The 14160-nt window shown below is 58.9% G+C and carries 16 protein-coding genes; 10 read left to right on the top strand and 6 right to left on the bottom strand.

The genetic code is table 11. The annotated features are described in order from the left end of the window. Positions 1 to 149 precede the first annotated feature (149 nt). From D0851_RS17490 to D0851_RS17475, 4 genes are all read right to left on the bottom strand, one after another. Positions 150 to 620 (bottom strand): FKBP-type peptidyl-prolyl cis-trans isomerase, encoded by a 471-nt coding sequence (locus D0851_RS17490; RefSeq protein ID WP_117619773.1) that lies wholly within the window; start codon positions 618 to 620, stop codon positions 150 to 152. Further along, on the bottom strand, positions 620 to 2830 hold the full coding sequence (locus D0851_RS17485; protein WP_117619772.1) for an acetyl-CoA hydrolase/transferase C-terminal domain-containing protein: 2211 nt from the start codon (positions 2828 to 2830) through the stop codon (positions 620 to 622). The genes D0851_RS17490 and D0851_RS17485 overlap by 1 nt, the downstream gene beginning before the upstream one ends. Before the next feature lie 171 nt (positions 2831 to 3001). Then, positions 3002 to 3325, bottom strand: coding sequence for a hypothetical protein (locus D0851_RS17480; RefSeq protein WP_117619771.1), 324 nt, complete (start codon positions 3323 to 3325; stop codon positions 3002 to 3004). A 226-nt stretch (positions 3326 to 3551) separates the two neighbouring features. Continuing rightward, positions 3552 to 4589, bottom strand: a complete 1038-nt coding sequence (locus tag D0851_RS17475) for an NADP(H)-dependent aldo-keto reductase (RefSeq protein ID WP_117619770.1) — start codon at positions 4587 to 4589, stop codon at positions 3552 to 3554. A 126-nt stretch (positions 4590 to 4715) separates the two neighbouring features. On the opposite strand from D0851_RS17475, the gene D0851_RS17470 reads away from it, so the two are divergent. Next, positions 4716 to 5924: a glycosyltransferase family 4 protein gene (locus tag D0851_RS17470; RefSeq protein ID WP_117620448.1), complete on the top strand. Its 1209-nt coding sequence runs from the start codon at positions 4716 to 4718 to the stop codon at positions 5922 to 5924. Beyond that, a complete protein-coding gene (locus tag D0851_RS17465) occupies positions 5890 to 6468 on the top strand; it encodes a phosphatase PAP2 family protein (protein WP_117619769.1) in 579 nt (192 codons plus the stop codon). The genes D0851_RS17470 and D0851_RS17465 overlap by 35 nt, the downstream gene beginning before the upstream one ends. 3 nt (positions 6469 to 6471) lie before the next feature. Here D0851_RS17465 and dinB read toward each other — a convergent pair whose 3' ends face one another. Further along, positions 6472 to 7536, bottom strand: coding sequence for a DNA polymerase IV (dinB, locus tag D0851_RS17460; protein WP_117620447.1), 1065 nt, complete (start codon positions 7534 to 7536; stop codon positions 6472 to 6474). A gap of 113 nt (positions 7537 to 7649) precedes the next feature. Between dinB and D0851_RS17455 the strand changes: the two genes are divergently transcribed. From D0851_RS17455 to minE, 5 genes are all read left to right on the top strand, one after another. After that, positions 7650 to 7928 (top strand): DUF1244 domain-containing protein, encoded by a 279-nt coding sequence (locus D0851_RS17455; protein ID WP_117619768.1) that lies wholly within the window; start codon positions 7650 to 7652, stop codon positions 7926 to 7928. After that, positions 7928 to 8317 (top strand): HopJ type III effector protein, encoded by a 390-nt coding sequence (locus D0851_RS17450; protein WP_117619767.1) that lies wholly within the window; start codon positions 7928 to 7930, stop codon positions 8315 to 8317. Before D0851_RS17455 ends, D0851_RS17450 begins: the two co-directional genes overlap by 1 nt. Further along, complete coding sequence (minC, locus tag D0851_RS17445; protein WP_117619766.1) at positions 8314 to 9075, top strand: septum site-determining protein MinC; 762 nt, start codon at positions 8314 to 8316, stop codon at positions 9073 to 9075. The genes D0851_RS17450 and minC overlap by 4 nt, the downstream gene beginning before the upstream one ends. 77 nt (positions 9076 to 9152) lie before the next feature. Beyond that, positions 9153 to 9965 carry a septum site-determining protein MinD gene (gene minD, locus D0851_RS17440; RefSeq protein ID WP_117619765.1) on the top strand — a complete coding sequence of 271 codons (813 nt, stop codon included), beginning with the start codon at positions 9153 to 9155 and terminating at the stop codon, positions 9963 to 9965. A gap of 3 nt (positions 9966 to 9968) precedes the next feature. After that, complete coding sequence (gene minE / locus D0851_RS17435) at positions 9969 to 10223, top strand: cell division topological specificity factor MinE (protein ID WP_117619764.1); 255 nt, start codon at positions 9969 to 9971, stop codon at positions 10221 to 10223. 35 nt (positions 10224 to 10258) lie between these two features. Here the strand turns inward: minE and D0851_RS17430 are convergent, their stop codons facing one another. Then, positions 10259 to 11266 (bottom strand): DUF2804 domain-containing protein, encoded by a 1008-nt coding sequence (locus tag D0851_RS17430; RefSeq protein ID WP_117619763.1) that lies wholly within the window; start codon positions 11264 to 11266, stop codon positions 10259 to 10261. A 136-nt stretch (positions 11267 to 11402) separates the two neighbouring features. Here D0851_RS17430 and D0851_RS17425 point away from each other — a divergent pair, with 136 nt between their 5' ends. The 3 genes from D0851_RS17425 (at position 11403) to D0851_RS17415 (ending at position 14109) form a co-directional block, all read left to right on the top strand. Continuing rightward, positions 11403 to 12140 (top strand): START domain-containing protein, encoded by a 738-nt coding sequence (locus D0851_RS17425; RefSeq protein WP_117619762.1) that lies wholly within the window; start codon positions 11403 to 11405, stop codon positions 12138 to 12140. Positions 12141 to 12207: 67 nt separating this feature from the next. After that, the gene (locus tag D0851_RS17420; protein ID WP_117619761.1) at positions 12208 to 12699 is read left to right on the top strand and encodes a CBS domain-containing protein; all 492 of its coding nucleotides are present in this window, start codon (positions 12208 to 12210) and stop codon (positions 12697 to 12699) included. A gap of 24 nt (positions 12700 to 12723) precedes the next feature. Next, a complete protein-coding gene (locus D0851_RS17415; RefSeq protein WP_205422231.1) occupies positions 12724 to 14109 on the top strand; it encodes a PhoH family protein in 1386 nt (461 codons plus the stop codon). The last annotated feature ends 51 nt before the right edge of the window (positions 14110 to 14160 follow it).

Raw genomic sequence — 14160 nt, 5'->3', positions numbered from 1 at the left:
CTGCTGGTCACCGATGTGTCACACCGGCTTCATAGGCTTGTCGGGAAATGGAAACAAAAGAGACCCGGGTCATGGGGTGTTTTATTCGCCCGTAAGTCCAGCGATTGAGACCGGAGCTGGCGAGCTGGACCAAGACAAAGACCGCCCCGTCAGAACAGCGGGTGGCCCTGAGCTACCTCGTCTTCCGTCGCTTCACGGCGGCCGACAATCTCCAGATCAAAGTACAGGGTAAAGCCCGCCAGCGGGTGGTTGGCATCAACCCTGACCAGATTGCCATCGATACCAACTACCTGCACGATTTGCGCTTCGTCCCCGGTGTTGGTCTGAAACTTCATGCCAACCTGCAGGTTTTCAATGCCTTCAAACAGTGAGCGTGGCACCTTGCGCACCAGCTCCGGCTTATGTTCGCCATAGGCCATCGCCGGCGGCACTGTCACCTCAAGGCAGTCGCCCACGTTGCGGTCCTTCACGGCCTGCTGGATACCCTCAATAATCCCGGGGCTGCCGTAGACAAAATGCAAAGGCTCGCTGCCCTCAGAAGTATCAACCAGCTCGCCGATCTTGTTCTTCAGTACATAGTGAACGGTAAAAACGTCGGGTCTTGCTTGTGAAGCTGTCATCAGGTTTTCGGGTTTCCTGTATCCGGTGGTGACTCGAGCTGCTGCAGGCCATGAATAACCAGGCGCTGGTCGAGCTTGTCCCGCAACCCCGAAGGGGCCGACAGACCCATGCGCTCAAGCAGGGCCCGATAACGGCCTTCGTCGTCCCGGGCCCGGAGGGCCTGCAACAGAGTCGCCAGTTTACCACGGCGAGTGGCGGTTGCGGCCTTCAACCCCTTAAGGGCTTTCCCCAACGCCAGTTCTTCATCGGTAAAATCCCTGCCAAACGGGAACGGAGGGAAAAGGCCACTGTCGCCGGTCACCAACACCGCGCGACGGATGCTTTCCGGGGTGTTGTTGCACCAGTCCGAAGGCAATTTGAAGGCAGCGTCCACCTTGCCAGCCTTCTGGGCTTTATTCAGAAGCTCCTGCTGGAATCGTGAATCGGCAATACGGATCAGCCGCAGGAACACCTGCTCGTCCGACTGCCCCCTCAGGTCGGCAATACCGTATTCGGTGATCACAATATCCCGCAGATGGCGGGGGATGGTGCAGTGACCATAGTTGAACACGATATTGGAGAGCACCTTGCCATGGGATGAGCGCGTACTGCGCAACGTCAGGATGGATCGGGCACCGGGCAATTCGTGGGCCATGGCAACGAAGTTGTACTGGCCACCCACGCCACTGACAACCCGGCCGTCGTCCAGACCGTCCGAAACCCCGGCGCCGTTGAGGGTGTACATCATCGCCGAATTAATGAAGCGGCCATGGACCCGTTGCGCCGCTTTCAGTTTCTGGTCGCCAAACCGGTGATCGTAGAGGTGGTTGATGAAGTTCACGCTGGTCATGCAGACCTTCTCACGCTGCTCGTCGGTCAGCTCTCTGAGACACTGGTAGAACCTCTCGGGGCCGACGTAGAAGCCACCGTGCATGGCAATGCCCCCCGTGAGGCGGTCGCCGAGGATCAGCGTTTCAATGGCTTCCCGGGCTTCCGGGTTGTCCAGATCGCCCTCAACGGACTGATCGCCAGCACGCAGCCGCCCACCCTTGAATTCCACGGTCTCCCTGAAAATCCCGTGCCGGACCAGCCAGTGCACATCCCGGGCCCGCAGCGGACTGTCGATCAGCTTCTCCCGGCGCAGCACATCCAGCGTGGCCAGGGACACCTCGCCGGTAATGTCGCCACGGTTGATCAGCGACTGGAGGCCGGCGTGATCATAAACTTCACGGGTGAGGATGCCTTCCTGCATCAGGTACAAAAAGCCATCGACCATCATCTCACTACAGCCATAAAGCCCCTGCTCGAAAGGCCCGGTTCCGCCCTCCTCGCTGACCACCGGGAAGCGCTGATCAACCCGGAGGTGATCAAACACTTTCCGCCAGGCATCGTTGTGACCGTGCCGGAGTATGGCGCTGTGGACCAGGGCGGCACCCAGTGACCCAATGCCAACCTGGAGGGTGCCTCCGTCCTTCAGCAGAGCGCTGGCATAAAAGCCAATCAAATGATCTTCCGGACTGACAGACATCGGCGGTGCGGAGAAAAGCGGATAGTCGCTGGACGGCTGGTCAAGCACAACATCAAATTTGTCTGCCTCAATGGCGGCATGGTGCCCGAACCAGGGCAGGTTCTGGTTCATCTCAGCCACCACGGCAACCGGTGTGCCCGCGGCTTCCCGCTCCCGAAGCAGAGGAATCAGGTCCAGTGTCAGGTCCGGATTAGAACTCAGACTGACCTGCCCGGGTTGGCCGTGAGCCTCGCCCGGAGCCACCATCTGTGCAACTACATTGACCCCCACCGCCATCAGGTCTCGGACGGCATGCGTGTAGTTGGTGCAAACGTAATGGCGCTGCTGGGAGCGGTTATTGAGGTAACTTCCGGCCTTGAAGAAGAACTCCGAGACCTGGACGTTCTGTGGCAGGCGATTTGACGATACGTCCCGGGCATAGGCCAGTTCCGGTATACCTCCATACAGGCGCTCGACAAACGGGCCCATGAAGCGCTGCTCCAGTGATGAACCGCCTTTGGGCGCCAGCAGCGACAGCGCCGTGACAATATGCAACCGGATTTCCGGGTCATCCTTGGCCCGCTGGTAGAGCGCATTAACAAACCGGACCGGCTTTCCAAGCCCCAGAGGCAATCCCAGCGTAATATTCTTGCCAACCCGGCGAATCACTTCATCAACACTGGCATTCACATCGTTCGAAACCCGCACTTTATCCACTGCCATTACCAAGCTCCTTAGGGGCTAGTCAGGATGTCAACGGGGATAATCACACGAGCTCCAGGCATACACAATGCGCCAAGTCATGATTCGGGGATTTGCATGCAACAACGGCAGAGATGGGACCAGACCGGACGAGCCAACCGAAACAGGCTCAGCAGGAAGAAAGGGGAATTATCAGAAGTTCCACTTCAGGTTCAGGCGGGCGCCCTCGTTCAACAGAGTAATGCCATGATCCGCCTGGGCCGGATCGGAGGCATACTGCTTACCGGTATTCCTGGAACGGGTCAGTGTGAGGCTCAGCAGCCGTGAACCGATTTCGGCGAAAGCCTCGGAGCTGTCGTTATCAAAATTGCCGGACATCCGCTCCTGCAGCTCGTAAATTTCTTCGGTCGTCGGCGCGTTTTCGACTCCTTCAAACACACGCCCGGAAGCTTCGGCGCGAACCACGAAAGCGACGAGATTGAGAGCGAGTAATGCGACAAAGATGCGAATAATCATGACACTGACTGAGACCTTTTCCGAAACGGGAGTCTACGGATACCTATGGCTAAAGTCTAATGATTCAGCGCCAGAAAGATGTGAATTTGCACACAAACACGCCGTCTTTTTGTCACCGGATCAGCGCATTTTCGTCAAAAAATAATCCCCAACATTTCAGACTGTAACTGCAACCCCGCCCGGCCTGGCGGGTGAACAGGGCTGCAGCCCGTCTGACAGAAGAACCTCAGGGGCAGGGGTAGGTGAATTCCTGGTGAATCGCCTCAATCGCCTCCTGCAGCTCGGAGCTCAGGGTGATCCGGGTGGAACCAATGTTCTCACGCAGCTGCTCCATGGACGTCGCACCAATGATGTTACTGGTGACGAAACTGCGGCTGCTAACGTATGCGAGCGCCATCTGAACCGGCGACAGCCCGTGCTGCCGCGCAAGCTCGACATAGGCCCGGGTGGCTTCCATACCACGGTCACTGGTGTACCGGCTGAATCGCTCATACAGGGTCATCCGCGCTTTTTCCGGCCACTTGCCCCCCAGATACTTGCCGGACAACATGCCAAACGCCAGCGGCGAATAGGCCAGCAAACCTGCCTGTTCCCGGTGGGCAATTTCGGCCATACCAACCTCAAACGAACGGTTCAGAAGGTTGTAGGGATTCTGGATGCTGGCCACCCTGGGCCACCCTCGCTCTCGGGCCAGGCGCAGGTATTCCATGGTGCCCCAGGGCGTCTCATTGGAAAGGCCGACATGCCGGATCTTGCCCGCCTTCACCAGCTCATCCAGCGCCTCAAGAGTCTCTTCGATTGGTGTGAATTGCTCATCAGGGTTGTGCTCATAACCGAGCCTGCCAAAGAAGTTGGTGCTGCGGTCCGGCCAGTGCACCTGGTACAGATCAATGTAATCCGTTTGCAGACGCTTCAGGCTGGCGTCGCAGGCTTCAATGATGTGGTTACGGGTCAGGCGCGGACCATTACGGAGGTAGGTCAGGCCATTGCCGGGCCCTGCCACCTTGGACGCAATCACCAGATCATCGCGCCTGCCTCTTCTGGCCAGCCAGTTTCCCAGATAGGTCTCGGTAAGCCCCTGGGTCCCGGCCCTGGGGGGCACCGGATACATCTCCGCCGCATCAATGAAATTAATGCCTTCGGTCACGGCGTAATCCAGCTGTTCGAATGCCTCCTGCTCGGTGTTCTGCTCGCCCCAGGTCATGGTGCCCAGACAGATCAGGGTAACGTCGATATCTGTTTTTCCAAGCTTTCGTGTTTGCATATCGTCTCCGGATCGGTGCGTTTAACAGGTAAAGGGAATGTCACGGGAGTGTCGCATCACTGTCATGCCAGGTTTTCATAGTAGAGGCATGCCCGAGGAAGCACAGGAAACACCGTGACCGAGACCATGAAGGCCAGCCGGCGCCAACAACACATTACCATTGTTTCGGAGACCTTTCCGCCGGAAATCAATGGTGTGGCAAATACGCTCAGACATTTATGCCAGGGGCTGATGCAGCGTGGACACCGGGTAACCGTTATACGGCCGCGACAGCAGCATGAGCGCAACGGCCATTCCGCCGGCGCTGGCGAGGCGCTGTTTACCCGCGAACATGTGGTTACCGGATTTCCCCTGCCCGGTTATGCGGACCTGCGCTTCGGACTCGTGCGCGGCAGCCGGCTGAAAAGGCTCTGGACGGCTGACCGCCCCGACGCCGTTTATGTGGCAACCCAGGGCCCGCTGGGTGTGGCCGCCACATCTGCGGCACGGCAGCTGGGCGTTCCGGTAAGCTCCGGCTTCCATACCAACTTCCATAGTTACAGCCGTTACTACGGTGTCGGCGTGCTTGAGCGGTTGCTTTGCCTTTATGGTCGGTGGTTCCACAACCGCACCGCCATCACCCTGGTGCCAACCCGGAGAATGCAGCAGAAAACCGGTGCCATGGGCATTCCGGCAACGGGGCTGTGGAGCCGGGGAGTTGACTGTCATCGTTTCACCCCTCACAGGCGGGACAATGCCCTGCGAGAGTCCTGGGGGGTGCAGGCCAACGACCGGGCCATCCTTTATGTGGGCCGGCTGGCACCGGAGAAAAACCTTCGTATGGCGGTTGCCTGTTTCGAGCGCATCCGGGGGCTTCACCCCCAGGTAAAATTTGTATTGGTGGGGGACGGCCCCCTGCGGCGGCAACTGGCCGAGCGCCATCCGGATTACGTTTTTTGCGGCGCCCGACGCGGTGATGACCTCGCCCGGCATTTTGCCTCCGGAGACCTGTTCCTGTTCCCGAGCAAGACCGACACCTTCGGCAACGTTGTTCTCGAAGCCATGGCCAGTGGCCTTGGCGTGGTTGCTTTCGATGATGCCGCGGCGGCCGAGCATATCCGGCACGAAGAAAACGGCATGAAGGTGCCCCTGGATCAGGACGAAGCCTATGTTGACAGCGCGCTCCGCCTGGCCGACCAACCGACACTGCTGAACCGGGTCCGGGCCCAGGCCCGACTGGATGCCCTGGACCAGAGCTGGAATTCGCAGATCGAACAGTTTGAACAACTGGTTTTCAACCAAACCGCAAAGGCCGGATATCATGCCATTAACAAGCAAAGCGTCTCGCTTCTTTGAACTGGCAGACCAGCGGGAAGTCGCTTTCTGCCAGTCCATCAACCGTGTCGTTCATTTCCCGGCAGCCCTGGGCTACTTCCGCCTGGTCAGCCGGCTCGGGGACGGCTGGTTCTGGTACACCCTGATTCTGTCCTTCCCCTTTATCCATCCGGAATCCGGACTCGGCCTGGCCCTGCTCATGGCGCTGACCGGGCTCAGCTGCACTATCAGCTACAAGCTGTTGAAGCGCTGGCTTATTCGGGAACGCCCCTTTATCTCCTTTCCGGCCATCAACTGCGGCACACCACCACTGGACCGCTACAGCTTCCCCTCCGGCCACACCCTCCACGCCGCCTGCTTTCAGGTTATGCTGACCGTGGCCGAACCGGCGCTCGCGCTTCTGGTTCTTCCATTTACCGTCAGCGTTGCCGCCTCTCGGGTGGTTCTCGGGCTACACTACCCCAGCGACGTCGCCGCAGGCGCGCTCATTGGCGGCCTGATGGGTTATGCTGCGATGATCTGGCTGTACCCGGACTTCGCCAGGCTTTTCACAGGATCTGCCTGAGCGCTAGTCGAACAGGCGCAACTGCGTAACAGGGGCGTCATCATTGCGAAAACGCACGCCCAGCCCCAGCAGCCGCACCGGCCTTTCCCGATTGGTGACCAGCTCCGCAAGCAGCGGCAGGTAATCTTCCAGGGCGGGCTCCCGGACCTGCTCCCGGACCCGCTCCAGAGTGTGGGTTGAGAAATCACTGTAGCGGATCTTGATGAAGAGTTTGTGGATCGGTTTCCGACGCGCCTTGCGGGATAGCCGCAGATTGAGGTCGGCTACCAGAGAGGCCATAACAGTCTCGCAGGCCGCCATATCCGGCAAATCCTGGGAAAAGGTTCGCTCCACGCTGACCGACTTGGCAATCCGCGACACCACCACTGCCCGCTCATCCCGGCCATGGGCCATTTCATGGAGACGGTAACCCTGTTTACCGAACCGCTCGATTAACACATCCGCCCCGAGTGCCTGCATATCACCGCAGGTCTGAATACCGAGCGCGTGCAGTTTCGAGGCAGTTACCTGCCCCACCCCGAACAGCTTCTCAACCGGCAGCCCCTGCACGAAGCCCTCGACATCGTCCGGGCGGATAACAAACAGTCCGTCGGGCTTTTCCCAGTCACTGGCAATCTTGGCAAGAAACTTGTTGGGGGCGACGCCGGCGGAAATGGTGATACCGACGTCCCGGAAAACCCGCTCCCGAAGATGGCGGGCCATCAGTGTGGCGCTGCCCTTGTAATCGGATACATCGGAGACATCGAGGAACGCTTCATCCAGCGAAAGAGGCTCCACCAGGTCCGTCAGCTCCCGCAGGATAGCCATCACCTGCTGTGATACCGCCCGGTACCGGCCCATATCCGGCGGCACCGTCACCAGCCCGGGGCAAAGCCGCCGCGCCTCGCTACCCGGCATCGCCGAGCGAACCCCGAAGGCACGTGCCCTGTAGTTGCAGGTGGTCACCACGCCCCGGCCCCCATCGCCACCTACTGCCAGCGGCACATCCCGGAGGCTGGGATCGTCCCGCATCTCCACCGCCGCATAGAAGCAGTCACAATCCACATGGATGATCTTGCGTTGTGGCATAATCAGGGCTCGCGTCGACTTTCTGTACATTTATACAGCCTTGTATCTTAAGCTAACATGCAGAGAATGTCAGGAACCCTATCAACCGACGCACCAACCATTGCGAGGCCACCATGAGCAACCCGATTCCTGAAGCAGAACGCACCGAAATTGAAGCAGCCGCCTTTCGCCGACTGGTCAGCCACCTGCGTGAGAACACCGGTGTGCAGAATATCGACATGATGAACCTGGCGGGTTTCTGTCGAAACTGCCTGTCCAAGTGGTATCGGGCGGAGGCGGATGAGCGGGGGTTCGAGATTTCCGATCCGCAAGCCCGGGAAGAAATCTATGGCATGCCCTACGAGGACTGGAAAGCCCTCTACCAAAAAGGCCCCAAGCAGGAACACAAATAATGACCATAAAAGATGCCGTGAGGATCCATCTGGCATCCCTGGACGCTGGCCATGCCAACTTCGAAGATTCCCTGGCCCTGATTGAACAGCACTTTGAGTATCAGCCCTGTGGGTTCCGGAACGGCCCTCTGGTCAACGCGGAAGGCGAAAACGCCGGCTCCTGCCGGATCTTTGCCCTTGGCCAGTACTGCAACCTGAGTGAAGTTGACACACTCAAACTGTTTGCCCAGCACTATCAACAGGTTCTGGACGACCCGGCCGGCGAGGGCCACGGCAACATCCGCCAGTTTATCAGCACCGGATGGTCCGGCATCCGATTCGAAGGCGTGCCACTTCGGCAGCGCCCGAACCCAACCGATAACATGACCAGGGAAGAGACTCCTTCATGAGCGATACCGCCACCTCCGGGGTAAAACAGGGTTTTCAGCTAAAAAGCGCCAGCGTGTCCATGACAGCCCTGGAGCTCTACTACTTTGACGACGGCGAGTTCGAAGAGGTCCTGCGGGACAAGATCAGCCAGGCACCCGGGTTCTTCAAGGATATTCCGCTGATCATCAGCCTGGAAAAGTACCAGGGGCTGGACAGTGAACTCGACTTCTTCAAGATTATTGGCACCTGCCGGCGCAACCACATCCACGTTATCGGCGTCCGGGGCGGTAATGAAGACCAGCGCCGCCTGGCCCGTGGAGCGGCCCTGGCACTCCTGCCCGGCAGCGGCCAGCGGGACCGGAGCCACGAAACCGATCAGCCCGCCGCTCCGGAAGCGGAGACAGCGGCTGCTCAGGCGCCTTCGGCCGGCGCTGGTGATCCGCCCCCTGCCCGCATCATCAGCCAGCCCGTTCGCTCCGGCCAGCAAATCCACGCCCCGGAAGGCGACCTGGTGATTCTGGCGCCGGTCCAGGCCGGGGCCGAAGTGCTTGCGGCAGGCAATATTCATGTCTACGGCCCCTTGAGGGGCCGGGCACTGGCAGGCATCCACGGGGCGGAGTCCGCGCGGATATTCTGTCAATCCCTGGAGGCAGAGCTTGTGTCCATTGCGGGACACTATAAAATCTCTGAAGATCTCCAGGACAATGGCTGGAAAAGCGCTGTGCAGATCCAGCTCAGGGACGACCTGCTGGTGGTGACGCCACTGGACAAGGCCTGATATTGGAGCTGAATACAATAACTTGACCGGATAATTCGGCAGACACGACGAATCCACCGCGAAACAGGAACAGAACCTTGGCTAGAATCATTGTCGTTACCTCAGGAAAGGGCGGCGTTGGCAAAACCACCACCAGCGCCTCAATCAGCACCGGCCTTGCCAGACGAGGCCACAAAACCGTCGTTATTGATTTCGACGTGGGCCTGCGCAACCTTGACCTGATCATGAACTGCGAGCGCCGCGTCGTGTACGATTTTGTCAACGTCATTCAGGGCGAGGCGTCCCTCAATCAGGCACTGATCCGGGATAAACGGGTCAACACGCTATATATCCTCCCGGCGTCCCAGACCCGGGAAAAAGAAGCCCTGACCAAGGAAGGCGTCGAAAAAATCATTAACGAGCTGTCCGAGACGTTTGACTACATCGTCTGTGATTCTCCGGCCGGCATCGAGCACGGCGCCATGATGGCCCTGTACTATGCCGACGAGGCCGTGGTGGTCACCAACCCGGAAGTGTCTTCGGTCCGGGATTCGGATCGCATTCTGGGCATTCTGCAGAGCAAATCCCGACGGGCCGAAATGAGTCAGGACCCGGTGAAAGAACACCTGCTGCTCACCCGCTACAACCCCTCCCGGGTAGAAAGGGGCGAGATGCTGTCGGTGGCCGATGTCGAGGAAATTCTCGCCATCCCGCTACTGGGTGTTATCCCGGAGAGCCAGATTGTACTGAACGCGTCCAACCAGGGCGTGCCGGTTATTCTGGAAGAGGACAGCGACGCGGGCCAGGCCTATGAAGATGCGGTAGCACGCCTGCTGGGTGAGGACCGGGAGCACCGTTTCATGACCGCCCAGAAAAAGGGTTTCTTCTCACGGATGTTCAAGGGAGGCTAAGGGATGAGTTTCCTGGATTACTTCAAAGGCAAAAAAAGCAATAACACGGCCAGTGTGGCCAAAGAACGGCTCCAGATCATCGTCGCCCATGAACGCGGCCAGCGTGACCAGCCGGATTACCTGCCCCAACTGCAACAGGAACTGCTCGCGGTCATCCGCAAGTACGTTCAGATCAGTGACGACATGGTACAGGTGGAAGTCGACCGCAATGAAAGCTGTTCAGTCCTGGAGCTGAACGTCACACTTCCCGAACGATAACCCCGAACACCTGCCCTGCACAGGGCAGGTTTTTCCTACCACCGGGCAAAATGATCCTCCATCAGTCCCCGTAAGCCCCTCACGGGAATTCGGGTGCCCGCCTCATCGGTCACCGTTCCATTAAACGTGCCAACGTACTGGCGAAAGTTGGATGCCAGCACCAGGGCATTCAGCTTCTCCTTACGCACACCGGCCGGAGCGAAGTGCAGATCTACACTGCCATCCTCCGTGGCCACGCGCCAGTCACTGCCCGGCTGGTAACGGTCGAAACGGAATTGCGCGGCGCCCAGTTTGTGGCACTTGCCATCCAGCCAGAGCGCATTTTCTGTCATACCGGTTTCATTCACGCCAGCGGCCAGATTCAGACCAACGGACCGGCCATCCTGTAAACGGCCGGCCAGGCAAGCCCAGTTCCAGGCGGTTTCCCGGCGCATAAAACCGCAGCTCCAGTCAATCGACCCCCGGGTATCCCTATCACAACGCCAGATCCTGTGATCCCAGCGCACTTCCCCCTCCACCGGTAAACCTGCGGATTTGCGGGTAAACACCCAGCCGTTGTAGCCCGCCGGGCAAACCAGACGGAGAGGGTCCTGGTCCTCCTTCAGGGTCAGTTCGATGCGGATTCCCCCGGGGGCAGACACCGAAACATTGCGACCTCCCGCAAACGGGAGAATACGCATGGCAACGTCGCCCTTGCCAAAAGAGGCCATACCATGCTCAGGAAAGGGCTCGATGCGGGTTTCACGGGCCAGGGGCTGCAGAAACGTCTGCTCCATCATCTGGCCGGTCTCGAAGTCGTAGAGATAGAAAAAGCCGTTTCCAAGCAGCCTCAGATCCACCACCGCCAGGCCAAACACCCACCCGGGACCCATCGCGCTGACAAACTGGAACTGGTTAAACCGCCAGCGCCGGGCCAGGCGGGATCGGGGACGGTCCATCACCGTGCGCAGGTCGTAATCCAGGTAGTTGATCTCGTCTACCGGCTCATCCAGAACACCGGGAACAACCTGCCCCTTACCATTGATCAGTTTTTTTATTGTCATAGTCGCGCCAGATCAGGCCAATGTGTAGGACGTGACCGACAGGTAGTTACCTGGTTCACAATCCACTGTTTCCGTCGCCGTGCCGGTCGGAACCTCATGCTAGACTCGGCCCACCATCGTCAAGGAAGTGTACCTTATGAGAAAGACCAGAGCCCATCGCATTACGGGCTGGGCCTCTGTCATCAGCGGGCTTGTCTGTGCATTACTGGTATCGGCCCTGGCGGCCGCCACTGCCCGGGCAGAACTGCCGGCCGAGGATGACGAGGCATGGACGCTACGCAAGGAAGCAGACCACATCCGTATCTATACCATTGATCAGCCAGACTCCAGCTTCAAGGCCTTCAAGGCCGTTGGCGTACTTGATGCCCCTATCGAAAACCTGATGGCGGTGATGATCAACCCCGGCTCCTGCGTTGAGTGGGTTCACAACTGCACCGAATCCTATGGCTTTGGCAAGGGCGACTTCCACGACCGGTATGCCTATTCAGTAAATGATATGCCCTGGCCCGTCACCGACCGGGACTATGTGCTGCACATCCGGACCCGGGGTGATGAGACCTCCGGTGAAATTGTCATGGATCTGAACGCCACCCCGAACCAGCGCGCGGAGAGCAGCAGCCGGGTCAGGGTTGACCGCTCTGACACCCTGTACCGGTTTACTCCGGAGGGCGACAAGACCCGGATGGTCTGGGTTCAGCATACCGACCCCAACGGTTCGCTGCCCGGCTGGCTGGTGAATGCTCTGCTGGTGGATATCCCCCTGCGGTCCATGGAGGAACTGGAGCGGGTCGCCAACCTGGATAGGTACCAGAGCTATCGGCTGGTCTACGACGAAAACGGCAAGCTTGCCGGAGTGAGCCGGTCAGAGCCCTGAAGGGATGACGCAACAGGCATCACACGCTAAGCTTTGGGAAAGGACTTCACAAGGCAGGCCCCGTTCAATGACCGTTCTCGCTTTTGAGATAATGACACCCAGCATCAAAGCCGTTCCGCAATCCTGGACCATGGACCGGCTTGCCCGCTTTCTCACCGACAACGAAATAACCGGCAGCCCCGTGACGGACGGCGATGGCGAGATCGTGGGCATTGCCACCCTGAAGGACATCACCGAGTTCCGCTGGAATGCCACGCGCTCCGACGCTGACCGGCACCTGACGCCCGAGGAGCATCAGGAAGCGCGGCGCCTGCGCATGGTTCTCTTTGAAGAAATGGGCAAGGTGCCGGTGGAAGTCCGGGATATCATGACCCCTATCGTTTTATCGGTTGACGAGACGACGCCGGTGCGCGACATTGCGAATATCATGATGCGTGAACACCTGCACCGGATCTTTGTCACCAGGGATGCGAAAATTACCGGCATCATAACCACTTACGATATGCTGAAAGTGATCTCGGATGAGGAACTCACGCAACGCTGCGCCCGTAACGACTGAGCCACCAGAGAGGTAGCGCCACCTATGCCCAGAGCACCGCAAGCTCGCCGGAAGATGTACGTCCTCGACACCAACGTCCTGATTCACGACCCGAACGCCCTCCTGAACTTTGAAGAACACGATGTCATCCTCCCGATGACGGTCCTTGAAGAACTCGACAGCCTCAAATCCGGCAAACAGGCCGTGGCCGCCGACTGCCGCCAGGCCATCCGTAACATCGACAAACTGCTGGGCGATGCCAGCCCGAAGGAGATCGAGAAAGGCGTTCCCATCGTGCGGGGCAAAAAGGCCGAGCCCTTGGGCAGCCTGTCGATCCTGATGAGCACAGAGCACACGGGCAACCACTCCCTCCCGGAGCACCTCAACGACAACAAGATCATCAATACCCTGGCGGCACTGCAGGACCGGCACAAATCCCGGGACATCATCCTGGTGTCCAAGGACATCAATATGCGCCTCAAGGCGCGGGGTTTCGGGGTCGAAGCCCAGGACTACCACAACGACCAGCTTCTGGACGACATTGACCTGCTGCCCAAAGGGTACCGGGAGTTTCCCAACTCGTTCTGGGACACCATCGAAAAGGTGGAAACCGTCCAGCGGGAAGGCACGACGGAACATATCCTGAAGCGGGAAGGGGAACTGGCCAAGCTGAAGATCAACGAGTTTGTGGTGGATGAACTGGGCTTTGTCGGCAAGGTGGTAGACCTCACGGACACCCAGGTCATCATTAAGGACCTGCATCAGCATGATCTTCTGAACGAGGAGGTCTGGGGTCTGGTGCCTCGGGATATCTACCAGGCCATGGCCCTGAACCTGCTCCTGGACCCCGATATCCATCTGGTGAATCTCACCGGCTCCGCCGGTTCCGGTAAAACCATCCTGGCCCTGGCCGCCTGCATCGAGATGACCGTGGCCAGCAAACTGTACAAACGGATTATTGCCACCCGCTCCACCCAGGGGCTGGACGAGGATATCGGCTTCCTGCCCGGCACCGAGGCCGAGAAAATGGAGCCCTGGCTGGGCGCCATCGTCGACAATCTGGAAGCGCTGCACGAAGACGACGAGAACATGACCGCCAGCGTAGATTACATCCTCAGTAAGGTGCCCCTGCACTTCAAGTCGATGAACTACATCCGCGGCCGGAGCTTCCAGCACAGTCTGATCATCATCGACGAATCCCAGAACCTGACGCCGCACCAGATCAAGACCATCATTACCCGCGCCGGCAACGGCTCAAAGGTAATCTGCCTTGGCAACCTGGCACAGATCGACACACCCTACCTCAGCGCCCTGAGCTCTGGCCTCACCTACATGACGGAACGCTTCAAGGATTTCCGCCACGGCGGCCACATTCACCTGCAGGGCGTTCCCCGTTCGGTACTGGCGGAATTTGCCGAATCCAACCTCTGATCCGGGTTTATGAAAAAAGGGGTCAGAACCAAAGTTCTGACCCCGTGTTCA

Source organism: Marinobacter sp. Arc7-DN-1 (assembly GCF_003441595.1).
GTDB lineage: Bacteria > Pseudomonadota > Gammaproteobacteria > Pseudomonadales > Oleiphilaceae > Marinobacter > Marinobacter metalliresistant.
This window is presented reverse-complemented; position numbering and strand designations above follow the sequence as displayed.